Genomic DNA, 23,664 nt, shown 5'->3' on the forward strand with positions numbered 1-23,664 from the left:
TAAATGGACGGGTAAGAGCATCAGCCGATGAAAGTTGCGATATTGCTGGTCAGGTCGAGGAGCCACTGGGGGAAGATACCGAGCAGCAGGGTCAGGCCGACGCTCACGGCGATCGGGATCGTAGTCAGCAAGCTGGGTGTCAACACGGTCGGCGCGTCGTCGGGCGGGTCGGCGAAGAACATCGCGACGATCACGCGGACGTAGAAGTAGGCGGCGACCGCACTGCACAGGACACCGACGATCACCAACGGCCACGACCCGGCCTCGCCCGCGGCCGAGAACACCGCGAACTTCGCGATGAAACCACCCGTCAACGGGATCCCGGCGAACGAAAGCAAGAGCAGCGACATCATCGCGCCGACCAGCGGATGCCGCCTGCCCAGGCCCGCCCAGGCTGACAGATTCGCCTCCTCACGGCCTGCCGAGTCGCGCACCACCGAGAGCAGGGCGAACGCGCCGAACGCCGACACCGCGTAGACGGCGACATAGAACAGCGTCGCCCCCAACGCGTCCGCGGTGATCGTGATGGCGCCGACGAGAGCGAAGCCCACATGACTCACCGAGGAGTACGCGAGCATGCGCTTCACGTCGCTCTGGGTCACCGCCATGACCGTCGCGATCACCATCGTCGCGATCGTCACCGTCCACAACGCCGGACGTGCGACGTCCGCGAGGTCCGGGAACGCCACGTGCAGCACGCGTAGGAGCGCGCCGAACGCGGCGGCCTTCGTCGCCGACGCCATCAACGACGTCACCGGGGTCGGTGCGCCCTGGTAGACGTCGGGCACCCACGATCCGAACGGGACGGCTCCGACCTTGAACAACAGGCCGACGGCGATCAGACACAACGCGATGATCCCGAAGGTCCGCTCGTCGCCGGTCAACAGCGTGGCGCCGACATCGCGTAACGAGAGCGACCCGCTCGCGCCGTACGCGAAGGCGGTGCCGAACAAGAAGATCGCCGATGCGAACGCCCCCAACAGGAAGTACTTGAGCGACGCCTCCTGCGACAGCAACCGGCGACGACGCGCCAACCCGCACAGCACATACAACGGCAGCGACAGCACCTCGAGCGCGATGAACATCGTCAGGAGGTCGCCGCACGATCCGAACAGCATCATCCCGCCGACCGCGATCAACGTCAGCGGGTACACCTCGGTCGTCAGGAAACCCGCGCGCCCTGCGGCGAGTTCGTCACCCGAGCCGGGCACCGTCGCGCCCGACGGAGTGAAGGCGTCGGCAGGCAGATCGGCGTCGTGTCCGGCGGTGACCTCGTCGGGTCCTCCGCCGACAGCGATCCGTTCACCGGCGGCGGTGCGGACCTCGACGGACGCCCACACGCGATCGAGACGTCGCTCGCCCATGAATGCGACCGCGCCGAGAGCGACGAGCAGCACGACGCCCTGCACGAACAGTCCCGGACCGTCGACGAGGACGGCTCCGCTCATCAACGTGCGCGTCGCGGGGGAGTCGTCGGTGGCCGACGTCGCGACGAAGCCGAGTGCGATCATCGCCGCGACGAGACCCGCGCACGATAGTCCCAGTTGCACGCGGTAGCGGGCCGACGATGAGACGAACGCCTCCACCAGGACGCTCACCACTGCGACGCCGAACACGATGAGCATCGGCGAGAGTCGGAAATAGTCGATACTCGGTGCATCGAGAGCGACGGTCATCGGTCACCTCCATGGACGGACGAGATGCTCGCGTCGACGGTCGGATTCACGAAGTCGAGAATCAGTCGCGGATAGAAGCCGAGGACGAGCAGCGCAGCGATCAACGGCACGACGACAACCTTCTCCCGAATCCCGAGGTCGGTGATCGTCGAACTGGACTCCCGCACCGGACCGCCCATCATGCGTTGATACGTCCACAGGATGTAGACCGCCGACAGCACGAGTGCGATGGCCGCGATGATCCCGGCGACGGGGTAGCGCACGAATGTGCCGATCAACACGAGGAACTCGCTGATGAACGGGCCGAGACCCGGGAGCGACAACGTCGCGAGACCGGCCACCAGGAACGTTCCGGCCAATACCGGCGCGATCTTCTGGACCCCGCCGTAGTCGGCGATCAACGAACTTTCTCGCCTGCTGACGAGGAATCCGGCGATCAGGAACAGCGCGGCTGTCGAGACGCCGTGGTTGACCATGTACAGCGCCGAGCCGCTCTGCCCTTGCGAGGTCAACGCGAAGACGCCGAGCACGATGAAACCGAAATGCGAGATCGACGTGTAGGCGATCAAGCGCATCACGTCGCGCTGACCGATCGCCATCACCGCGCCGTACACGATGCTGATCACCGCCAGCGTGCACAACAGTGGCGCGAAGGTGGCCGACGCGTCGGGGAACAGGCCGACGCAGAATCGCAGCATCGCGAACGTGCCGACCTTGTCCATCACCGCCATCATCATCACGGCCGCCGCAGGAGTCGTCGAGACAGCGGCGTTCGGCAGCCACGTGTGCAGCGGCCACAACGGAGCCTTCACCGCGAACGCGAACACGAATCCCGCGAACAACAGGTTCTGCGTCGTCGACGACATGTCCAGCGAGCCGTCGCGCACGCCCTGCGAGATGGACACGAAGTCGAAGTCGCCCGCGACGACGAACAGCCCGATGACCGCGGCGAGCATCACCAGGCCGCCGAGCAGGTTGTAGAGCAGGAACGTGACCGCCGCGCGCGACCGCTCGGGGCGCACGCCCGGACCGTCGGACCCGAAACCGCCGATCAGGAAGTACATCGGGACGAGCATCGCCTCGAAGAAGATGTAGAACAGCAAGACGTCGGTGGCGACGAAGCTCATCAACACCATCGCCTCGACGGCGAGGAGTAGCGCGACGTAGATGTGGACGGACTTCGCGCGACGCCCGCTGCCCGGCGAGTCGGCGTCCCGCCATCCCGCGAGCAGCAGCAGGGGAGTCAACGCAGCCGTCAACAGGATCAACGCGAGCCCCAGACCGTCGAGGCCGAGCGAGTAGCGCGCGCCGAACTCCGGAATCCAACTCAGGTCCTCGGTCAATTGGAAGCGCCCGCCACCCGAATCGAAGCGGAACGCCAGGATCACCGCCCAGACGAGCACGATCAACGACGCTCCGACGCCCGTCGTCTTGGCCCGCGCCGCACGCTCGGCGGGCAGCAGCATCACGACCACGGACGCGACGGCGGGCAGCAGCCACAACACAGTGAGCCAGGGCATCGTCACAGTACGTTCACCACCAGAGTCAGGGCGGCGATCACCACGGTGCCCGCCAGGATCGACAGTGCGTACGACCGCACGAACCCGTTCTGCGCGCGCCGAGTAACTTCCGACGCTCCGGTCACCGCGGAGCCCACGCCGGACGGCACCGCACCGAGGCCACGGTCTTCGACGGCGACGAGTGCGGCGGTCGCGGCGGCGCCCGGGCCGGCGAACACTCTCTCGTTGAACGCGTCGCCGTAGAGGTCGGCGCGTGCGGCGAGCGTAAGCGCCGAGACATCGTCCGGGGCCGTCGCCGGGATCGGGGTGCGCCCGTACTGGAACCAGGCGACCGCCGCACCCGCGACGACGCACACCAGCACGATCACCGTGACGACCCACACCGGGATCCCCGCATGATGCTCGGGCGCGTCACCGACGACCGGCGCGAGCCAGTCCTGCAGCGTCCCACCGATCGCCAGAAGTCCGCCCGCGCCCACCGAGCCGATGGCCAACGCGATCATCGGAGCCGTCATCGACGCACCGGACTCGTGCGGGTGAGCCTCGTCCCGCCACCGACGGGGTCCGAAGAACGTCATGACCATCACGCGCGTCATGTAGAAGGCCGTGACCGCCGCACCGATGATCGTCGCAGCGCCGAGTGCGACGCCGCGCGTGCCGCCTGCGGCGAGGGCGGCCTCGATGATCCCGTCCTTGGAGAAGAAGCCCGAGAACGGCGGGATCCCGATGATCGCCAGATAGCCGAGACCGAACGTGGCGAACGTGATCGGCATGACCCGCCACAGTCCGCCGTACCGCCGCATGTCCGTCTCGTCGTCCATCGAGTGCATGATCGAGCCCGCGCCCAGGAACAGACCGGCCTTGAAGAAGCCGTGCGTCAGCAGGTGCATGATCGCGAACGCGTAGCCCGCCGGACCGAGACCGGCAGCCAACACCATGTAACCGATCTGGCTCATCGTCGACGCGGCGAGCGCCTTCTTGATGTCGTCCTTGGCGCAGCCGACGATCGCCCCGAACAGCAGCGTCACCGCGCCGACCACCACGACGCCGGTCTGCGCGTTCGGTGCGAGATCGAAGATCGGCCCCGAGCGCGTGATCAGATAGACGCCAGCGGTGACCATCGTCGCCGCGTGGATCAGTGCCGACACCGGTGTCGGACCCTCCATCGCGTCGCCGAGCCACGCCTGCAACGGCACCTGCGCCGACTTTCCGCACGCCGCCAACAGCAGCATGAACCCGATGCCCGTCAGCGTCGCCTCGCTCGCCGACGACGCCTGCGCGAACACGTCGTCGAAATTCACCGAGCCGAACGTCGAGAACATCAGCATCATGGCGATCGCCAGACCCATGTCGCCGACCCGGTTCATCACGAAGGCCTTCTTGGCTGCCGTGGCGGCGGCCGGCTTGTGCTGCCAGAAGCCGATCAACAGGTACGACGCGACGCCGACACCCTCCCAGCCCAGATACAGCCCGAGATAGTTGTTCGACAAGACCAGGATCAGCATCGCCGCGACGAACAGATTCAGATAGGCGAAGAATCGATAGCGGTCCGGATCGTCCCGCATGTAGCCGATCGAATAGACGTGGATGAGCGATCCGACGACCGTGATCAACAAGACGAAGCACATCGACAACTGGTCCAAGCGCATCCCGAAGTCGACCTGGAGGTCGCCGACCGGGACCCACGAGTAGAGGTCGCTCGACGCAGCCTTGTCGGCGGCGTCACGGCCCGTCATCGCGATCCACATGACGATCGCGAGGACCGCCGACGTCGACGAGAGCGCTGTGGTCGCCAGATGCGCCCACGCCTGCGTCCGACGACCGACGATCAGCACCAGCGCCGCGCCGAACGCGGGCAGCGCGGGGATCAGCCAGAGCAGATGTCCGGTCAGTGCTTGATCCATGCCGTCACCGCCTCAACAGGTCGGCGTCGTCCACCGAAGCGGACCGACGAGTACGGAAGATGGTCATGATGATCGCCAGACCGATCACCACTTCGGCTGCGGCCACCACCATGGTGAAGAAGGCAATGACCTGACCGTCGAAGCTGCCGTGCATGCGAGCGAACGTCACGAACGCCAGATTGGCTGCGTTCAACATGAGCTCCACACACATGAAGACGACGATCGCGTTGCGGCGCAACAAGACTCCCGCTGCGCCGATCGCGAAGACGATGGCCGCGAGGTACAGGTAGGCCGCGGGGCTCATCGGGGCGGCTCCTCGGCGCGGGGCTCAGGTCTCGTCGTCGCTCGACCAGCGGTGGGGGCAGCGGTGATGGCATTGCCCGACGGGCCGACGACGCGAGGAGTGAGACGCTGGTTGACCGATAGACGCGACGGGCTGCCGTCGGGCAGACGACCGGGGATGTCGACGGCGTTGTGGCGGGCGTACACGCCAGGCGCGGGGAGCGGCGTGACCTGACCGCCTCGTTTGAACCGCTCGACGGACAGTTCACGCTGGCCTTGAACCGGCCCCGTTCGCTGGCGGTGGGCGAGCACCATCGCGCCGAGCGTCGCCGTGATCAAGAGCGCGCCGGTCAACTCGAACGCCCACAGGTAGCGGACGAAGATGATCTCGGCGAGTGCTCGGATGTTCTCATTGCCGCCACCGGGCGCCGTGCCGTGACTCAAATCGGGAGCCCCGACGAACGGCGCGATACTCGCCGACCCGATAGCCGCCACCAGCAGCACACCGAACCCCAGCGACAGTCCGATCGCGACGATGCGCTGTCCGCGAACGGCTTCGACGAGCGAATCGGACGAGTCGACGCCGATCAGCATCAAAACGAACAGGAACAGCATCATCACTGCGCCCGTGTACACAACAACCTGGACCACGCCAAGGAACAATGCTCCCTGCATCACGTAGAAGACGGCGAAGATGATCATCGTCATCGCCAGAAACACCGCCGAGTACACGGCTTTCGGGCTCAGGACGACGCCGAGCGCACCGATCACCACGATGACGCCCAGAATCCAGAAAGTGACTGCCTCAGTGCCAGAGGTCGACGCGAGTCCCGCGGCGAGCGTCGTCGTCATATCTCACCGCGGTAGTAGTTCTCGGGACGCGACCCCTCGGCCATCGGATGCGGGGGCTCGGTCATCGACTCGGTGAGCGGAGCGAGCAGGCGGTCCTTCTCGTAGATCATGTCGTCGCGGTCGGTGCCGACCATCTCGTAGTCGCCGGTCATCGTGAGGGCCCGCGTCGGGCACGCCTCGATGCACAGACCGCAGCCGATACAGCGCAGATAGTTGATCTGGTACACCCGCCCGTACCGTTCGCCCGGCGAGTACCGCTCCTCTTCGGTGTTGTCCGCGCCTTCGACGAAGATCGCGTCGGCCGGGCACGCCCACGCACACAGTTCGCACCCGATGCACTTCTCCAACCCGTCGTCGTACCGGTTGAGTTGGTGCCGCCCGTGGTAGCGGGGCGGTGCGGGCTTGCGTTCCTCCGGGTACTGCTCGGTGGTCGGCTTGCGGAACATCGACGCGAACGTCGTGCCGAAACCGGCGACTGGCTTCAGGTTGTCCGGGATCTCGGGCATCACGGGGCTCCCTTCTGATCGACCGCGATCTTCTTGTCTAGAGCACCCTCCGGCAGCGTCTGGCCGGGTAGGGGTGGAACGGGGAAGCTGCCTGCCATCGGGTCGAAGGTCTCGACTCCGCTCGACCGGCGGGAGGGGTCGCTCGACGGGCGGGAGGTCTCGACTCCGCTCGACCGGCGTGGGGAGTCGCTCGACGGGCGAGGGGTCTCGACTCCGCTCGACCAGCGGGAGGAGGAGCTCGACCGGCGGGCGGGGTCGCTCGACGGGCGGGAGGGGTCGCTCGACCGGCTGATGGAGGCGATCGCGTAGATCAGCAGAGCGGTGACGCAGATCCCGGCGGCGGCGAGGATCAGTGAGGTCACGAGGTCGGACTGGCCGCGCGTGGCCTGGTCGATGACGCCGACCACCAGGACCCAGCCGAGGGCGACCGGGATCAGCACCTTCCACCCGAGGTTCATGAACTGGTCGTAACGCAGACGCGGCAGGGCCGTCCGCAGCCAGAAGAACATGAACAGGAAGCACCACATCTTGGCGGTGAACCACAGCAGCGGCCACCAACCGGAGTTCGCGCCGTCCCATACGCTGATGGGCCATGGGGCCTGCCACCCGCCGAGGAACAGGGTGGTGGCCAGCGCCGACACCGTCGCCATGTTGACGTATTCGGCGAGCATGAACATCGCGAACTTGAGCGACGAGTACTCGGTGTGGAAGCCGCCGACGAGTTCGCCTTCGGCCTCGGGGAGATCGAACGGCGCGCGGTTGGTCTCGCCGACCATCGAGATCAGGTAGATCACGAACGCCGGGAGCACGAGAAGGATGTACCAGTGATGCTGTTGTCCGCCGACGATCTCCGACGTCGACATCGTCGCCGAGATCAGGAACACCGAGGCGAACGAGAGGCCCATCGCGATCTCGTACGAGATCACCTGGGCCGTCGAGCGCAGACCGCCGAGCAGCGGATACGTCGAGCTGGACGCCCAGCCGGCGAGGATGATCCCGTAGACGCCGATCGACGTGATCGCCAGGACGTAGAGCACGCCGACAGGTAGATCGGTCAGCTGCAACGGGGTGCGGTGCCCGAACACCGACACCTCCGGTCCCATCGGGATGACGGCGAACGCGGTGAACGCGGGGATCACGGCGATGACGGGGGCCAGAAGATAGATCACCTTGTCCACGCCCGCCGGCGTGATGCCCTCCTTCAACGCGAGCTTCACGCCGTCGGCCAGCGACTGCAGGAGACCGCCCGGACCCACCCGGTTCGGTCCGAGACGCCGCTGCATGCGCGCCATGATCTTGCGTTCGATGAGGATCCCGGCGAGGACGGTGACGACGAGGAAGGCGAACACGCCGATCGCCTTCGCGAGCATCAGCCACCACGGGTCGTAACCGAAGTCGGCGAGCGTTGGGTAGTCGGTGGCTGTTGTCATGAAGCCCCCTCGACGTCGACGGCGTCGCCTGCGCAGGCCCGCAGGGTCGGATACAGGCGGGAGCCCGGTGAGTTCATCGGCAGCCAGACGACTCCGTCGGGCATCTCGGTGATCTCGAGGGGCAGAGTGATGGAGCCGTGTTCGGTCGAGACCGTCAGCGGCTGTCCGTCGGTGAGACCGAATCGGTCGGCAGTGACTTGCGCGAGTCGTGCGACCGGCTCTCGCGCCGTTCCGGCCAAGTGCGGTTCGCCGTCCTGCATCCGGCCGAGATCGAGGAGCATCCGCCACGAGGCCACGACCACTCGCCGAGTGTCGGACTCGCTCGCAGTCGAGGGCGGGACCGGCTCGGTGACGTGGCGCGGACCGGACCAGGCGCCGATCCGGGCGAACTCGTCGTGGATCGACTCGGCGTCGTCACAGTTCAGGTTCACTCCCATCTCCGCCGAGAGTGCGTGCAGCACACGGTGATCCGACAGGGAGACGCTTCCTGACTCGACCGGCAGCGCGGTGGCGAACGGTCGCGGACGCCCCTCCCAGTCGACGAACGTCCCCGACTTCTCGGGTGCTGCCGCCACCGGTAGGACGACGTCGGCGAGGGCAGTCGTCGCCGACTCGCGCTGCTCCAGACTCACCACGAACGATGCCGCGCGGATCGCATCGGCGGCTGCGGCTGGATCGGGAAGGTCGTCGAGTTCCACGCCGCCGACGACGACGGTATCGAGGTCGCCTGCGATGAGAGCGTCCAGGATCTTCGACGTGGACCGCCCGGGCTCCTCGGGGATCTCGACGCCCCAGACGCCTGCGATCTCGTCGCGGGCCTGCGCCGACGACACGGGTCGTCCGGCGGGGAGCAGGTTGGGCGCCGCGCCGACGTCGAGCGCTCCTCGCTCACCTGCGCGGCGGGGGATCCAGGCCAGCTTTGCGCCCGACTCGGCGGCGGCGGTCAGAGCGCCCGGGCTGCCCGCGAGGCGTTCCCCGACGATCAGGATCGCGCCTGGCTCGGCGAGAGCTTCGGTGACCGCGGCCCCGCGCAGCACGCGGGCCTCATCACCCGGAACGCAGTCGATCAGCGTCGCCGACATCTTCTGCGCGCCGCCGCTGAGCCACGGTGCGACCGTGTGAATCCGCTGTCCGCGGGTCCGTGCGGCTTTGCGCAGGCGCAGGAAGACGATCGGCGACTCCTCTTCGGGCTCGAACCCGGCGAGTACGACGACCGGGGCGGCTTCGAGGTCGGCGTAGGTGACGCCGACACCGGTGCCCGCGACATGCGCGGCCAGAAAATCGGTCTCCTCATCGGACTGCAGGCGCGCGCGGAAGTCGACGTCGGAGGTCCCGAGCGCGGCGCGGGCGAATTTGCCGTAGGCGTACGCGTCTTCGACGGTGGCGCGACCACCGACGAGGACACCGGCGCGAGTGTCGGCGAGACGCCTCGCGGCGACGGTCAGTGCGTGCGGCCACGACGCCGGAGCAAGAACGCCGTCGTCGCCGCGCACCATCGGAGTCGAGATCCGGTCGGGCTCGTCGACGTACGCGTGCGCCCACCGACCCTTGTCGCAGTTCCACTCCTCGTTCACGTCGGGGTCGTCGCCTGCCAAGCGGCGCAACACCTTTCCGCGTCGATGGTCGGTGCGTTGCGCACATCCGGATGCGCAGTGCTCACAGACGCTCGGCGACGACGTCAGATCGAACGGGCGGGACCGGAACCGGTAGGCGGCGCCGGTCAGCGCGCCGACCGGGCAGATCTGCACGGTGTTCCCGGAGAAGTACGACGTGAACGGGTCATCGGCGTACGCCGAGACCTGTTGCAGCGCACCGCGATCGGCGAGCTCGATCAGCGGGTCGCCCGCGATCTGTTCGGAGAATCGGGTGCAGCGTGCGCACAGAACGCACCGCTCGCGATCGAGGAGGACTTCGGAGGACAGAGCCACCGGCTTCGTGTAGGTCCGTTTGGTTCCACCGAACCGCGAGACGGGACGTCCCGCCGACATCGCCTGGTTCTGCAGGGGGCACTCGCCGCCCTTGTCACAGGTCGGGCAGTCGAGAGGATGGTTGATGAGCAGCAGTTCCATCACACCGCGCTGCGCCGATGCGGCCTCGAGCGAGGAATGCTGGGTGCGGACCACCATGTCGGGACTGACCACAGTGGTGCACGACGCCATCGGCTTGCGCATGCCCTCGATCTCGACGAGGCACTGGCGGCAGGCCCCGACGGGATCCAGAAGCGGGTGGTCGCAGAACCGGGGGATGTCGACCCCGATCATCTCGGCGGCACGGATCACCAACGTGCCCTTGGGAACCGAGACCTCGACGTCGTCGATCACGAGGGTCACCAGATCGCTGTCGGGAACACTGTCGGTCATGCCGAGCCTCCGTTCGCGAACACCGTCGACAATGCGGGGTCGAACGGGCAGCCGCCGGTCAGGTGGGCGTCGTACTCGTCGCGGAAGTACTGCAGAGAGGACGTGATGGGACTGCCCGCGCCGTCGCCGAGCGCGCAGAAACTCTTGCCGACGACGTTGCCGGTGGTCTCGGCGAGGAGATCGATGTCGGCTTGGGTCCCCGTCCCGTCCTCGATGCGCTGCAGGATCTGCACGAGCCAGTACGTTCCTTCGCGGCACGGCGTGCACTTGCCGCACGACTCGTGCTTGTAGAACTCGGTCCAGCGCAGCACCGCGCGCACCACGCACGTGGTCTCGTCGAACAGCTGGATCGCCTTGGTGCCGAGCATCGACCCGGCTTCGGCGACTCCCTCGTAGTCGAGTGGGACGTCGAGGTGCTCGGCAGTGAACATCGGCGTCGACGATCCGCCCGGCGTCCAGAACTTGAGCTCGTGTCCCGCGCGCATCCCGCCCGCTCGCTCCAGGAGTTCGCGGAGCGTGATGCCAAGGGGCGCTTCGTACTGGCCGGGTCGGGTCACGTGACCGGACAGCGAGTACAGGGTGAAGCCGGGCGACTTCTCGGTGCCCATCTCGCGGAACCAGTCGACGCCGTTGCGCAGGATCGCGGGGACGCTCGCAATGGACTCGACGTTGTTGACGACGGTCGGGCTCGCGTAGAGGCCTTCGCTCGCCGGGAACGGCGGCCGCAGACGCGGTTGGCCGCGCCGTCCTTCGAGGGAGTCGAGCAGGGCGGTCTCCTCGCCGCAGATGTAGGCGCCTGCCCCCGCGTGGACGACGAGGTCCAGGTCGAAGCCCGATCCGAAGATGTTCTTCCCGAGCACCCCGATCTCGTACGCCTCGGCGACAGCGTCCCGCAGCCGGCGGATGACGGATGCGACCTCGCCTCGCACATAGATGAACGCGTGTCGGGCACGGATCGCGTACGCCGCGATGATCACGCCTTCGACGAGCATGTGCGGCGTCGCCAACATGAGCGGCATGTCCTTGCAGGTGCCGGGCTCGGACTCGTCCGCGTTGACCACCAGATAGTGCGGTTTAGGCCGTTCTTCGCGCTGCGGGATGAACGACCACTTGGTGCCGACGGGGAAGCCTGCACCGCCGCGACCGCGAAGACCCGAGGCCTTGACCATGTCGATGACGTCGTCCGGAGCCATCTGCAGGGCCACCTTGAGTCCCTGGTACCCGTTGCGGTGCACATAGTTTCGCAGCAACCACGGTTCGTCGTCGGACCAGTGGCGCGAGAGGACGGGCGCCTCGGCGGGCTCGGCGCCCGGCGTGGGGAGGTCGATGGCGATCATGACGCATCACCGGTCTCGGGAAGTCCGGCCAGGAGTCGTGCGGTCTGCCGGAACGTGCACAGCGACGATGCGCCGCGACTCGGTGCAGGCGGTTTTCCGGCCCGCAGGTCGTCGACCAGCGCGTCGACGGACTCCGGAGTCTGTTCGTCGAAGAACTCCCAGTTCACCATCACCACCGGCGCGTGGTCGCAGGCCGCATTGCACTCGATGCGCTCAACGGTGATCGCGCCGTCCTCGGTGGTCTGCCCGTCCTCGACGCCGACCTTCTCGGTCAGGCGCGCGGCGATCGAGTCGCCGCCCATCACTGCGCACAGCGTGTTGGTGCAGACACCGACCAGGTAGTCGCCGGTCGGTTCGAGCCGGTACATCGTGTAGAACGTGGCGACGGATGCGACCTGCGCCGTCGTGAGTCGCAACTGGTCGGCACAGAACCTGATGCCCGCTCGGGTGAGGTAGCCGTCGACGCTCTGCACCAGGTGAAGAAGCGGCAGCAGCGCCGACCTCGACTGCGGGTAGCGTGCGACGATCTCCTCGGCTTGGGGCCGCAACGTCTCGACGACGTCGGTCGGGTAGGCCTGCGGTCCGCTGAACTCGATCGGCGGCGTCGGCTCCGACGTCGAGAACACGAGCGGCAGCGGCCGCCGGTCCAGTGGTTCGGCACTCATCGGTCCACTCCTCCCATCACCGGGTCGATGCTGGCGACGGCGGTGATGACGTCGGCGATCAGTCCGCCTTCGCACATGGCCGCGACGGCCTGCAGGTTGGTGAACGACGGGTCGCGGTAATGGACCCGGTAGGGGCGCGTCCCGCCGTCGGACACCATGTGGACGCCGAGCTCACCGCGCGGCGATTCGATGGACACGTAGCACTGTCCGGCGGGCACGCGCATTCCTTCGGTGACGAGTTTGAAGTGGTGGATCAGCGACTCCATCGAGGTGCCCATGATCTCGGCGATGTGCTCGGGGGAGTTGCCGTAGCCGTCCGGTCCGACGGCAAGGTCGGCTGGCCATGCGAGCTTGCGGTCGGCGACCATCACCGGCCCGGGCTCCAGCTTGTCCAGGGCCTGGCGGACGATGCGGATGGACTGCTTCATCTCCTCGATGCGGATGGCGTACCGCCCGTACGAGTCGCAGGTGGTGTCGGTGACGACGTCGAAGTCGTAGTCCTCGTAGCCGCAGTAGGGCGAACTCTTGCGCAGGTCGTAGGGGAGGCCGGTGGAGCGGAGCACCGGCCCGGTGACACCGAGCGCCATGCATCCGGTGAGATCGAGGTAGCCGATGCCTTTGGTCCGGGCCTTCCAGATGTAGTTCTCGCTCAGCAGTGCCTCGACCTCGCCGATCTGCGCAGGCAGCCGGTCCAAGACCGCCGTGATGCGGTCGGCGATGCCGTCGGGAAGGTCGGCGGCGACCCCGCCGGGGCGCACGAACGCGTGATTCATGCGCAGCCCGGTGATCTCCTCGAACACGTCGAGGATCTCCTCGCGCGCCCCGAAGCCGAGGAACATCGGGGTCACGGCGCCCAACTCCATGCCGCCGGTCGCGAGCGCCACCAGATGGGAGGCGATCCGGTTGAGTTCCATCAGGATCACTCGGATGACGTCGGCGCGCGGCGGGATGTCGTCGGTGATCCCGAGCAGCTTCTCGACGGCGAGACAGTAGGCGACCTCGTTGAAGAACGGCGACAGATAGTCCATCCGGGTCACGAACGTGACGCCCTGCGTCCAGGTGCGGAACTCGAGGTTCTTCTCGATCCCGGTGTGCAGGAAGCCGACGCCGCAGCGGGCTTCGGTGACGGTCTCGCCCTCGATCTCGAGGATCAGGCGCAGCACGCCGTGCGTCGACGGGTGCTGCGGTCCCATGTTGACGACGATCCGTTCGTCCCCCGTGCTCTCGGCTGCCCGGTCGGCGACTGCGGTGACGATGTCCTGCCAGTCGTTCCCGGTGACGGTGAAGGTGTCGGTCATCAGTGGTACGACCTCCGCTGGTCAGGAGGAGCGATGGTGGCGCCCTTGTATTCGACGGGGATGCCGCCCAGCGGATAGTCCTTGCGCTGCGGGTGCCCGTCCCAGTCGTCTGGCATCTCGATCCGGGTCAACGACGGGTGGCCGTCGAAGATCAGGCCGAAGAAGTCGTAGGTCTCCCGTTCGTGCCAGTCGGTCGTCGGATAGATCCGGAACAGGCTCGGAAGGTGCGGGTCGTCGTCGGGTGCGGTCACTTCGAGTGAGACCGCCCGGTTGTGGGTGATCGACCGCAGCGGGTAGACGGCGTGCAATTCGCGGCCGGTCTCCTCCGGGTAGTGGACGCCGGAGACGCCGAGGCACAGTTCGAAGCGCAGTGCCGGGTCGTCCCGCAGCGTCGCAGCCACCGCCTGCAGGTGGGTCCGGTGCACGTGGATCGTCATCTGGTCCCGATAGATCACACACTTGGGCACCGCGTCGTCGAAGGCGAGGCCGTGCTCGGCCAGACCGTCAGCGAGGGCGTCGGCCACCTCGTCGAAGTAGCCGCCGAACGGGCGCTCGGTGTTGCCGGGAACCGTGATCGGGGCCACCAGACAGCCGTACCCGGAGGTGTCGCCGGAGTCGGACGCGCCGAACAACCCGCGCCGGGTAGCGATGACCTCCGGGCCGTCGCGCCCGGTGGAGAGCTCCCCGCTCATCGAAGGAGTCCCGTGAACTCGATCGTCGGCTTGGACGCGAGTGCGGCTTCCTCGGTGGCACGGATCGCCTCCTCGCGGTGCACGCCCAGGGGCATCTGCCCGATCTGCTCGTGGAGGGTGAGGATCGCGTTGAGCAGCATCTCCGGTCGCGGCGGGCAGCCCGGAAGGTAGATGTCCACCGGGACGACGTGGTCGACGCCCTGCACCACCGCATAGTTGTTGAACATGCCGCCCGACGAGGCGCACACACCCATCGCGATGACCCATTTCGGTTCGGCCATCTGGTCGTAGATCTGACGGAGGACGGGAGCCATCTTCTGGCTGACACGACCTGCGACGATCATCAGATCGGCCTGTCGCGGCGACGCACGGAACGCCTCCATGCCGAACCGTGCGATGTCGTAGCGTCCCGACGTCGACGCCATCATCTCGATGGCGCAGCACGCCAGCCCGAACGTCGCGGGCCACAGTGATCCGCGGCGCATGTATCCGGCGAGCTTCTCGACGGTGGTCAGCAGCAGACCGCCGGGAAGCTTCTCTTCGATTCCCACAATCAATCCCACCTGAGTCCGCCGCGCCGCCACTCGTAGGCGTAGGCGACGGACACGTTGACGATGAACAGGGCGACCGCGATGAGCCCGAACCAGCCGAGGCTCTCGGACGCGACGGCCCACGGATAGAGGAAGACGATCTCGATGTCGAAGATGATGAAGAGCATCGCCGTCAGGTAGTACTTCACCGGAAAGCGCTGGACGAGGTCCGCGGCAGGCGGCAGCGGCTCGATGCCGCATTCGTACGCGGACAGCTTCGCAGCGTTGCGACGACGGGGTCCGACGACGGACGCGATGACCACGGACACGACAGCGAAAGCCGAGGCGATCGCAGCGAGCACCAGGATCGGTCCGTACGCGTTCATTCTTCAAGCCCTCCACACGGTCTCGACGGCGTCGTAGGGGTTGCCTTCGGCGTCGATCGGTTTCTTGTGACTTGAACCACACCCTACTCGCGGAATGGTGTGTGCCGTGGGAGGTTTCGGCTATCTGGGCGCGGCGATGCGTGTGCGCTGGGAGAACGTGAGCGCGGTGTCAGCGCAGAAGGTCGACGAGTGTACGCGACAGTTCCATCGGGTCGACGGGCACGCTGGCGACCGCGTCGGCGCGCGACCAGTCGGCCAGCCACCGATCGGCCTGTCGGGCGATCAACACCACCAGCGGCGGGCACGGATCGTATTCGTCGCGGATCTGTCGGGCCATCCCCATTCCGCCCGCCGGAGCGGCCTCGCCGTCGAGGATCGCGACGTCCACGACGCCTTCGTCGAGGCGCGTCAACAGCATCGGCGCCGTCGCCACTTCGACGAACTCGAGGTCGGGAAGATCGGGGTGGAGCGTGGTTCCGAGCGCAGTGATCACTTCGCGTCGCGTGCCCGAATCGTCCGAATAGACGAGGACACGGAAAGTGACGCGATCTGCGGGGGAGCTCACGGATCCGACCCTAACGTCGCCGAGAGGCCCAGCGACGGCAAATGATCAACACGGGCGCTCAGGGGGCGGCAGTCGCCTCGATGCACGCCTGGAAGTACCGCTGGACGGTGTCGTCGTCCCAGCCGTGGGTCTCGCGCAGCCCCCGGCCGATCATCGCGAGGTATGGCGCGCTCGGGCGGGTGTGATCGACGTCGGCGATCCCCGGATTCGAGGTTACGGTGAGCGCGGGCAGGCGGTCGATCGTGCCGACGCGGACCAGTCGCGAGTAGAGGCCGTCGTCGACGACGTGGGTGTCGCCGTCCATGTGGAGGACCGTGCGATCACGGAGCGCTGCTTCGAGCGGGCTGTCGTCGGTCGGCTCGCGGTCGGACTCCTGCGCGGCGAGGTCGGCGAACTGCTCGATCGTGATCAGATATGCGCCTGCGGGCGTCGGCCCCGGTGTCTCGTGGTCGTAGAACGCCATCCCGCCGCGCCAGGTCGTGGACTCGCCTGCGAAGAAGATCCGGCCGGGCAGCGTCGTCGCGCGGGCATCCAGCGGCTCGGTGGTGTCACGCGCTCCCGGATACGTGCGGAGTCCGCCCTCGGGTCGGCCGCCCTGCAGGTAACAGGCGAGTCGGTCCGTGCACAGGTTGGAGCCGTAGCTGACGTACCAGAGGTGAGTCGTGTCGTCGGGCATGCTGTGCACGTTAGTTCGTGGCGGCGGGCTCACCGCGCGCGCATGATCCGATCGTCGCCGTCGGCCGGGTCGCCGCGGCCGTCCGTGTTGTTGGTGACGACCCATACCTCGCCGTTCGGGGCCACCACGACGTCGCGAAGACGGCCGAGATCGGTGAACGTCTCGGTCGACGTGTCGCGTCCGTTCCGCGGAACGCGGCGCAGACTCTCGCCGCGCAGATTCGCGATCAGGATGTCGTCGCCCACCACGGCGATGCCGCTCGGGCTCGCCTCCGACGGCGACCACTGCTGGATCGGGTCGACGAAACCGGAGCGATCGGCGACTCCCTCCACGTCGGGCCAGCCGTAGTTGCGGCCCGGCTCGACCACGTTCAACTCGTCCCACGTGTCCTGCCCGAACTCGGAGGCGTACATCGTGCCGTCGTCGGCCCAGGCGATGCCCTGCGGGTTCCGGTGGCCGAAGCTGTAGACGGGCGAGCCGGGGAACGGGTTGTCGTCGGGAACGGCTCCGTCGGGTGTCAACCGGAGGATCTTGCCGGACAGGGACGAGGAGTCTTGGGCGTTCTCGGCCTCGCCTGCGTCGCCGGTCGTCACGTAGAGCATGCCGTCGGGGCCGAACGCGATCCGGCCGCCGTTGTGGTTGGACGCCGCCGGGATGTCGTCGATCAGGGTCTCGGGTTCGCCGAGCGTGAGTGCCCCGGCGTCGCCAGCTATCGGGAACCGCTGCACCCTGTTCTCGTCGTCGGCGGTGAAGTACGTGTACAGGAAGTCCTCGTGCACGGCGATGCCGAGCAGTCCGCCTTCACCCGACGGTTCGACGTCGTCGATCACGGCGACCTCCCGTGGCGTACCGGCAGCGTCCAGCTCCAGAACGCGCGCAGAATCCCGTTCGCTGACCAGGGGAGTCGCGCCGTAGAACGCGATCGACCAGGGCGAGTCGAGATCTTGGGCGACGACAGCGTCTGCGCGCACCGCGGACGTCGGACGGGTGCGCGGCTCGTCGGCGGCGCAAGCCGCAGGCGCGAGGGCGAGGACGGACACGGCCACGGCGAGTGCACTCCGCTTCATGTCCTCAGGGTATGTCGGAGTCGAGGGCGGCCGCGAGAAAAGCGTCCTCGGCATTGTTCCCAGGAAGATCAAGAGCGCGACGGTATGCCGCGGCCGCGCCGTCGTGGTCGTCGAGTTCGGCGAGCGTGATGGCGCGGGCGATGTGATAGCCGCGGTACTTCTCGAGCACAGGATCGGTCGCGAGCGCGTCGAGCATCTGCAGTCCGCGGTCGGCGCCGAAGGCCCGACCTACGGCGACGGCCCGCCCGACTCGGACCACCGGCCCCGGGTCGAAGCCCTCGAGAATGCGGTAGAGGACTGCGATCTGTTGCCAGTCCGTGTCGGCGGCGACAGCGGCCTCGGCGTGAACGGCGGCGATCGACGCCTGCACCGCGTACGGTCCGGCGTCGGCGGATCCTGCCGCGCGTTCGGCCAGGGCGACTCCTTCGTTGATCAGCATCCGATCCCACAGTGTCCGGTCCTGATCGGCCAGCGGCACCGGTGACCCGTCGGCGGCGAGTCGAGCCGGTCGCCGAGCGTGGGTGAGCAGGAGCAGGGCGAGCAGGCCGCTGGTCTCGGCGCGGGGGAGCAACCCGTGCAGGATCCTGGCGAGCCGGACCGCCTCATCGGCGAGGTCGTCGCTGACGTGTGCGTCGCCGGCGGAGCGGACGAAGCCCTCGGAGAACATCAGGTAGACGACGCGAAGGACGGCGCCCAGACGATCTTGCAGGTCGTCGGCCTCCGGCGGGGTGAAGGGAACACTCAGGGATCGGATCCGCTTCTTGGCGCGCACGATTCGCTGTTGGACCGTCGGCGTCGGCACGAGGAGTGCGTGAGCCACCTCGGACGTGGTCAGTCCGCCAACGAAGCGGAGCGTCACCGCGATCCGGTCCTCCGGGCGAAGCACCGGATGCGTGCACGCGAAGAACATGCCGAGCCGATCGTCCGGGACCACGGCTCGATCGGTCGGTTCGGGCGTGGGTGAGCGCCGCGTCGACTCGATGTGCAGTTCGGCGAGCCTGGTTGCCAGGACCGCATCGCGTCGGACGACGTCGAGCGCCTTGCGCTTGGCGGTCGTCATCAGCCACGCCGCCGGAGAGTTGGGGACACCAGACGTCGGCCACGAGGTCAGGGCCTTCGTGAAGGCGTCGTGAAGCGCGTCTTCGGCGAGGTCGAGATCACCGAACCTGCGGGTCAACGCCGCGAGCAGGCGCGAGCGGTCGTCTCGGTCGACGGCCGCCAGCGCCTGCTGCGTCTCGTGATCCATCAGTCAGAGCTGCCCGGTCAGTACGGGGCGAGCGGACGGATCTCGACGTGTCCGCCCGGTGCCGACCCCGGGCTGCGCCGGGCCCACGAGATTGCCTCATCGACGTCGGGGACGTCGATGATGTAGCCACCGCCGACGAACTCCTGCACCTCCGCGAACGGGCCGGATGCGGCGACGACGCGTTCACCGGACTCATCGGTGTGCACGACGACCCGCTCGTCCTCCAGGGCGAACGAACTCACGACCACGCCGGCGGCGGTGATCTCCTGATCGAAGGCGAAGAACTCTTCCGGCTTCGCGCCGCCGTCTTCGCCGCACGCCGGGTCGTCGACGTGTCCCATGAGAAGCAATGCGTACTTCATGTTTCCTCCTTGGTGATTCGTCGAACCCGATCGGTCCGACACCATGGTGACGGATGGGATGCGCCGAAATCGACAGATGCGCGAGAACAATCTCCCGCTGATCCGATCTGGGGCGATCAGCTCAGCTCGTACACCGTGGTCCCGCCGACCGTCGTCGCAGTGAAGTTGGCTGCCACCCAGGTCGAGATCTCCGAGTTTCCGCCGGGCCCGCCGTGTCCGCTGCTCGAGCCCGAGCCGATGTAGTAGGCGATCTGGCCGGACTGCACATACTCCTTGAACTGGTCGAGCGTCGGAGCGGGATCGCCGCTCCACCCGCCGATCGCCATCACAGCCTTGCCGGTAGCGATCTCGATGCCTGCCGCGGACTGCGAACCGCCGGTCGCCGCGGCCCACTTCGTCGATGTGGTTCGGAGCAGTGCCGCCAGTTCGGCGTTGGTGGACATGCCGTCCCCGCCGGGACCGCCGCCTGCTGCGTTGCCGGGACGCTGTGAGCCACCTGCACTGTGGCTTCTTGCACTGTGGCCTCCTGCACCGGGGCCTCCTGCACCGTGACCCCCACCGGGGCCCATGCCGCCGGACTCGAGCGAGGTCTGTACTGCGGTCGGGATCGAGCCCTGGTGGGTGGTCGCCGCTGTGGCGATCGAGAACGCCGCCGTCCCGCCGAAGCCGGCGAGCGAGCCCGCGATGATCGCAGCACCGACGGTCTTGCGCCACCCGAGCCGCCCGCCGACCAGCAGCGCGACGATCGCAATGATCGCTACTGCACCGATCAGCCAACGGCACCACGTCGGTCCGAAGTCGTTGCGGTTCAACAGGACTATCGACCATGCCGATGCGGCGGCCAGCATCCCGGCGATCGCCAGGCGGCCGTCCCACTGATTGCGCTTCCGCCACGCGAACACGGCGGCCAGACCGACGAGCGCGGCGATCGCCGGAGCGAGAGCCACCGTGTAATACGGGTGGATGGTGCCGCTCATGAAGCTGAACACGATCGCGGTGACGATCAGCCACCCGCCCCAGGCAACGACAGCGGCGCCTTCCCCGCGCGACAGACCGCCCTCGAACGGGCGTCGCCACACACTCGGTGCTCCGAGGTAGGCCGCGAACACGAGGGCCACGACAGCGGCGGGCAGGAGCCACGAGATCTCATTGCCCATCTCCGAGCCGAACAGGCGCGACAATCCGGTCTCGCCGCCGAACGAGCTTCCGGCAGCGCCACCGCCCATGCCGCCACCACCACCGCCACCGCCGCCTTCGTTGCCGCTGATACGGCCGATGCCGTTGTAGCCGAGCATCAGGTCCATGAAGGTGTTGTCCGCAGATCCGCCGATGTACGGGCGGGCCGATGCCGGGACGATCATCGTCACGACGACGAACCAGCCTGCCGACACGATCAGCGACACCGTGGCGATCGCGAGTTGGCCGACACGTCTGAGCCACGTGTTGTTCGCGAGCAGGAGGTAGGCGAGCCCGAACGCGGGCAGTACGAGGAGCCCTTGCAGCATCTTGGTCAGGAACGCGAAGCCGAGTGCGACTCCGACGACCGCCAGCCAACGAGTGGAGTTCGTCGCGACAGCGCGGATGAGGGCGTACCCGGCCGCGACCATCAAGAGCACCAGGAGTGCGTCGGGGTTGTTGAAGCGGAACATCAGAGCTGCTGCCGGCGTGAATGCGAGCACACCGCCCGCGATGAGACCGGCTGCCGTCCCATGGACACGATCGGTGAACGTTCGCCGCATCGCAGCGTAGACGAGTCCGACGGCGGCGACGCCCATCAACGCCTGTGGCACGAGGAGGGCCCAACTGTTCATACCGAACATCCGGACAGACAGGCCGGTCACCCACAATGCGGCGGGCGGCTTGTCGACCGTGATGAAGTTCGACGAGTCGAGTGCGCCGAAGAACCACGCAGTCCAACTCTGCGACCCGGCCTGGGCAGCCGCCGCGTAGAAGGTGTTCGCGTAACCGCTCGCCGAGAGGTTCCACAGATACAGAACCCCGGTGACGACGAGGAGCGCGGCCAGAGCAGGCGGCCCCCACCATCCGGGAGTGCGGGGCGTCTTCTCGTCTGGAAGACGGTCGTCGGCGGTCAGGGGAGGCGCCGGTCGGTGGAGCAGTGCGGTCATCGGTGGGTGTCCTCTCTGAATCCTCATCGACTACCGAGGATGCGGAACCAGGATTCGCCGTGGCTGGGATGCAGCTGCGGGATTCCTGTGAACGTCAGAGGACGTCTCCGTTGGGGTGGACAGTTGTCAGATCTCGTTCTCCCAGGCGCCGCGAGTGTCGACGCCGATGCTGTCGGCGAGCGACTCGATCTCGTCGATCTCAGCGCGGCTCAACGTGAGGCCGCTCGCGCTGACGGCGTCGCCGATGTACTCCGGTCGCGTCACTCCGATGATCGGGACGGTCCCCTTCGAGATCGCCCACGCTGTCGCGACGTCGGCTGCGGACGAGTCGTTGCCGTTTCCGATGGACGTCAGAAGGTCGGTGAGAGCCTTCAGGTGGGGGAGCATCGGATTGTAGACGGAGGCCCGATTGCTGCCCTCGGGCAGTGGATGGTCGGGGCTGTACACGCCGGTGAGTACCCCCTGCTCGAGCACCATGTACGAGAAGAAGTCGATGCCGTGTTCGGCGCAGTGGTCGAGGATGCCCGCTCGTTCGGAATTGCGGTACAGGAGGCTGTAATGATTCTGGACGGCGTCCACCCGGAAGCCTGCCTCGCCAAGGATCTGGTCCGCGAGCTTGATCTCGGCGAGATTGTGATTGGAGACGCCGACCCGCTTGACTCTGCCGGACTGCAGGAGCGGGATCAGATGTGGAGTCCACCGCGCCACGTCGGCGGGGCTGTGAATCCAATACAGGTCGATGTAGTCGGTGCCGAGTCGGGCGAGGCTCTCCTTGAGCATGTCGGCGGCGGGGTTCTGGCCTGCGCCTGCGATCCGGGGAGTGAACTTCGTCGAGATCTGGTACTCGTCCCGCGGATAGTCGCGCAACGCGTGGGCGAGCACGGTCTCGGACCTGCCCATCCCGTAGATCGCCGCTGTGTCCCACAGAGTGAAGCCGTTCGATTGCGCCCGATCTGCGATCTCCTGCACGTCGGCCTCGGTGATGCGACTGCCGAAGATCCCGTCGCCGGACTCTCCGCTGTCGCCCCACGCCCACGTGCCCATCGCAACGCTAGGAAGTTTCGGATCGGTGCTCGTCATGGGATGCCTCCGGACGCTCGGGTGTGTCACGTCCATGGTGCAACATCGAGCGAGGCTGGGGTGGTGTTGGTCGTGGACGATGATCCCCGGCAACCCCTTTCCGCCGGACTCCCCGAGGCCTAGGGCGTTGCGTTTATTTCGATTAGTCGGCAAACTGGATGCATGAGCACAGCCACCGCACCCCGCAGAAAAGGAACGTTCTTCCCTCCGACAGACGCCGCGAATTTCGACGCCTTAATGGACCTGTCAAAGTTCCTCGACCACCACGACGAGCCCGCAGCCCTCGTCGGTCCCGAGGGGGAGCAAATCCCCCTCCCGTTAGAGGTCTACAGCACGCTTACGCAGATCGTAGAAGCAATGCGTGCTCACCGCGCGGTCGTTGTCGCTCCAGTCGATCAGAAGCTCTCGACACAGGAAGCCGCCGACTACCTCGGCATCAGCCGACCCACACTCATCAAGCTCCTAGAGAGCGGCAAAATCCCCCACGAGACCGTCGAGGGCAGCCGCCACAGGCGCGTAGAGTTGGGCGACCTACTCGACTATCGGTCACAGCGCACCGTCGACCGCCGCAAGGCGCTACAAGCTCTTGTGGACGACGCGGAGGAGAGCGCCCTGTACGAGGTGCCCGCCGAGGACTACCACAGTGCGATACGCACCGCTCGCCACCAGATCGCCGAGGAGCGCAAGGGATAGTGGCAGGGTTTCGCGTCGGCTTCATGAATGACGTATTCGAGGATGCCTGTGTGGAAGGTTGGGAGCCACTCGAAGCGGCGATCACGGGGATGCCAGACCCCGACGACCGGCATGTTGTCGCAGCCGCAGTGAGAGGCCACGCGTCCGCTATCGTCACCGATAACATCAAACACTTTCCGCCGGCCGTCTTGGAGCCTTTGGGGCTCCACACGCGCAGCTCCGACCGGTTCCTCCTCGATCTACTCCATCGAGACCCGGCACGCGCGGTCGCCTGCGTAGCCCAAACCGCCGACAAACGCGGCCACCCACCGGCAACCACCGAGGAGTTTCTCGAATCTCTCGCCGCCTCTGGCGCAAGGGGTTTCGTCCGAGAGATCGCACCCTACTTCGAATCAGGGAGTTGACGCGGCT

The 23,664-nt window shown here is 67.1% G+C and carries 23 protein-coding genes; 2 read left to right on the top strand and 21 right to left on the bottom strand.

Going from position 1 to position 23,664, the window contains the following annotated elements; translation table 11 throughout:
• Positions 1 to 20 precede the first annotated feature (20 nt).
• The 21 genes from nuoN to L5G32_RS04075 all read right to left on the bottom strand — a co-directional run bounded on the left by nuoN (position 21) and on the right by L5G32_RS04075 (position 22,560).
• On the bottom strand, positions 21 to 1,676 hold the full coding sequence (nuoN, locus tag L5G32_RS03975) for an NADH-quinone oxidoreductase subunit NuoN (RefSeq protein ID WP_237009730.1): 1,656 nt from the start codon (positions 1,674 to 1,676) through the stop codon (positions 21 to 23).
• Complete coding sequence (locus tag L5G32_RS03980; protein WP_237009731.1) at positions 1,673 to 3,202, bottom strand: NADH-quinone oxidoreductase subunit M; 1,530 nt, start codon at positions 3,200 to 3,202, stop codon at positions 1,673 to 1,675. The genes nuoN and L5G32_RS03980 overlap by 4 nt, the downstream gene beginning before the upstream one ends.
• On the bottom strand, positions 3,199 to 5,100 hold the full coding sequence (gene nuoL / locus L5G32_RS03985; RefSeq protein WP_237009732.1) for an NADH-quinone oxidoreductase subunit L: 1,902 nt from the start codon (positions 5,098 to 5,100) through the stop codon (positions 3,199 to 3,201). Before nuoL ends, L5G32_RS03980 begins: the two co-directional genes overlap by 4 nt.
• A 4-nt stretch (positions 5,101 to 5,104) precedes the next feature.
• The gene (nuoK, locus tag L5G32_RS03990; protein ID WP_237009733.1) at positions 5,105 to 5,404 is read right to left on the bottom strand and encodes an NADH-quinone oxidoreductase subunit NuoK; all 300 of its coding nucleotides are present in this window, start codon (positions 5,402 to 5,404) and stop codon (positions 5,105 to 5,107) included.
• Positions 5,401 to 6,234 (bottom strand): NADH-quinone oxidoreductase subunit J, encoded by an 834-nt coding sequence (locus L5G32_RS03995; RefSeq protein WP_237009734.1) that lies wholly within the window; start codon positions 6,232 to 6,234, stop codon positions 5,401 to 5,403. The genes nuoK and L5G32_RS03995 overlap by 4 nt, the downstream gene beginning before the upstream one ends.
• On the bottom strand, positions 6,231 to 6,740 hold the full coding sequence (gene nuoI, locus L5G32_RS04000) for an NADH-quinone oxidoreductase subunit NuoI (protein WP_237009735.1): 510 nt from the start codon (positions 6,738 to 6,740) through the stop codon (positions 6,231 to 6,233). The genes L5G32_RS03995 and nuoI overlap by 4 nt, the downstream gene beginning before the upstream one ends.
• Entirely contained in the window at positions 6,740 to 8,170 is a 1,431-nt protein-coding gene (gene nuoH, locus L5G32_RS04005; RefSeq protein WP_237009736.1) for an NADH-quinone oxidoreductase subunit NuoH, read from the bottom strand. Before nuoH ends, nuoI begins: the two co-directional genes overlap by 1 nt.
• On the bottom strand, positions 8,167 to 10,530 hold the full coding sequence (locus tag L5G32_RS04010; RefSeq protein WP_237009737.1) for an NADH-quinone oxidoreductase subunit G: 2,364 nt from the start codon (positions 10,528 to 10,530) through the stop codon (positions 8,167 to 8,169). Before L5G32_RS04010 ends, nuoH begins: the two co-directional genes overlap by 4 nt.
• On the bottom strand, positions 10,527 to 11,867 hold the full coding sequence (gene nuoF, locus L5G32_RS04015) for an NADH-quinone oxidoreductase subunit NuoF (RefSeq protein WP_237009738.1): 1,341 nt from the start codon (positions 11,865 to 11,867) through the stop codon (positions 10,527 to 10,529). The genes L5G32_RS04010 and nuoF overlap by 4 nt, the downstream gene beginning before the upstream one ends.
• Positions 11,864 to 12,532 (bottom strand): NADH-quinone oxidoreductase subunit NuoE, encoded by a 669-nt coding sequence (gene nuoE, locus L5G32_RS04020; protein ID WP_237009739.1) that lies wholly within the window; start codon positions 12,530 to 12,532, stop codon positions 11,864 to 11,866. Before nuoE ends, nuoF begins: the two co-directional genes overlap by 4 nt.
• Positions 12,529 to 13,830 carry an NADH dehydrogenase (quinone) subunit D gene (gene nuoD / locus L5G32_RS04025; protein WP_237009740.1) on the bottom strand — a complete coding sequence of 434 codons (1,302 nt, stop codon included), beginning with the start codon at positions 13,828 to 13,830 and terminating at the stop codon, positions 12,529 to 12,531. Before nuoD ends, nuoE begins: the two co-directional genes overlap by 4 nt.
• Entirely contained in the window at positions 13,830 to 14,522 is a 693-nt protein-coding gene (locus L5G32_RS04030; protein ID WP_237009741.1) for an NADH-quinone oxidoreductase subunit C, read from the bottom strand. Before L5G32_RS04030 ends, nuoD begins: the two co-directional genes overlap by 1 nt.
• Positions 14,519 to 15,073 carry a NuoB/complex I 20 kDa subunit family protein gene (locus L5G32_RS04035; RefSeq protein WP_237009742.1) on the bottom strand — a complete coding sequence of 185 codons (555 nt, stop codon included), beginning with the start codon at positions 15,071 to 15,073 and terminating at the stop codon, positions 14,519 to 14,521. Before L5G32_RS04035 ends, L5G32_RS04030 begins: the two co-directional genes overlap by 4 nt.
• Before the next feature lie 2 nt (positions 15,074 to 15,075).
• Positions 15,076 to 15,438, bottom strand: a complete 363-nt coding sequence (locus L5G32_RS04040; RefSeq protein ID WP_237009743.1) for an NADH-quinone oxidoreductase subunit A — start codon at positions 15,436 to 15,438, stop codon at positions 15,076 to 15,078.
• 169 nt (positions 15,439 to 15,607) lie between these two features.
• Positions 15,608 to 16,003: a hypothetical protein gene (locus L5G32_RS04045; protein WP_237009744.1), complete on the bottom strand. Its 396-nt coding sequence runs from the start codon at positions 16,001 to 16,003 to the stop codon at positions 15,608 to 15,610.
• A 58-nt stretch (positions 16,004 to 16,061) separates the two neighbouring features.
• Positions 16,062 to 16,679 (bottom strand): histone deacetylase, encoded by a 618-nt coding sequence (locus L5G32_RS04050; protein WP_237009745.1) that lies wholly within the window; start codon positions 16,677 to 16,679, stop codon positions 16,062 to 16,064.
• A gap of 29 nt (positions 16,680 to 16,708) precedes the next feature.
• The gene (locus L5G32_RS04055) at positions 16,709 to 17,746 is read right to left on the bottom strand and encodes a PQQ-dependent sugar dehydrogenase (RefSeq protein WP_237009746.1); all 1,038 of its coding nucleotides are present in this window, start codon (positions 17,744 to 17,746) and stop codon (positions 16,709 to 16,711) included.
• A gap of 4 nt (positions 17,747 to 17,750) precedes the next feature.
• Entirely contained in the window at positions 17,751 to 18,992 is a 1,242-nt protein-coding gene (locus L5G32_RS04060) for an RNA polymerase sigma factor (RefSeq protein WP_237009747.1), read from the bottom strand.
• Positions 18,993 to 19,009: 17 nt separating this feature from the next.
• Entirely contained in the window at positions 19,010 to 19,354 is a 345-nt protein-coding gene (locus L5G32_RS04065) for a YciI family protein (protein WP_237009748.1), read from the bottom strand.
• A gap of 116 nt (positions 19,355 to 19,470) precedes the next feature.
• A complete protein-coding gene (locus L5G32_RS04070) occupies positions 19,471 to 21,480 on the bottom strand; it encodes an ArnT family glycosyltransferase (protein WP_237009749.1) in 2,010 nt (669 codons plus the stop codon).
• Between the two features lie 126 nt (positions 21,481 to 21,606).
• Entirely contained in the window at positions 21,607 to 22,560 is a 954-nt protein-coding gene (locus tag L5G32_RS04075; protein WP_237009750.1) for an aldo/keto reductase, read from the bottom strand.
• A gap of 162 nt (positions 22,561 to 22,722) precedes the next feature.
• On the opposite strand from L5G32_RS04075, the gene L5G32_RS04080 reads away from it, so the two are divergent.
• Together L5G32_RS04080 and L5G32_RS04085 are read left to right on the top strand one after the other, a co-directional pair.
• Positions 22,723 to 23,253: a helix-turn-helix domain-containing protein gene (locus tag L5G32_RS04080; RefSeq protein WP_237009751.1), complete on the top strand. Its 531-nt coding sequence runs from the start codon at positions 22,723 to 22,725 to the stop codon at positions 23,251 to 23,253.
• Between the two features lie 23 nt (positions 23,254 to 23,276).
• Complete coding sequence (locus L5G32_RS04085; RefSeq protein WP_237009752.1) at positions 23,277 to 23,657, top strand: PIN domain-containing protein; 381 nt, start codon at positions 23,277 to 23,279, stop codon at positions 23,655 to 23,657.
• Positions 23,658 to 23,664 lie beyond the last annotated feature (7 nt).

The sequence above is a fragment of the Gordonia zhenghanii genome (assembly GCF_021738965.1).
Classification (GTDB): domain Bacteria; phylum Actinomycetota; class Actinomycetes; order Mycobacteriales; family Mycobacteriaceae; genus Gordonia; species Gordonia zhenghanii.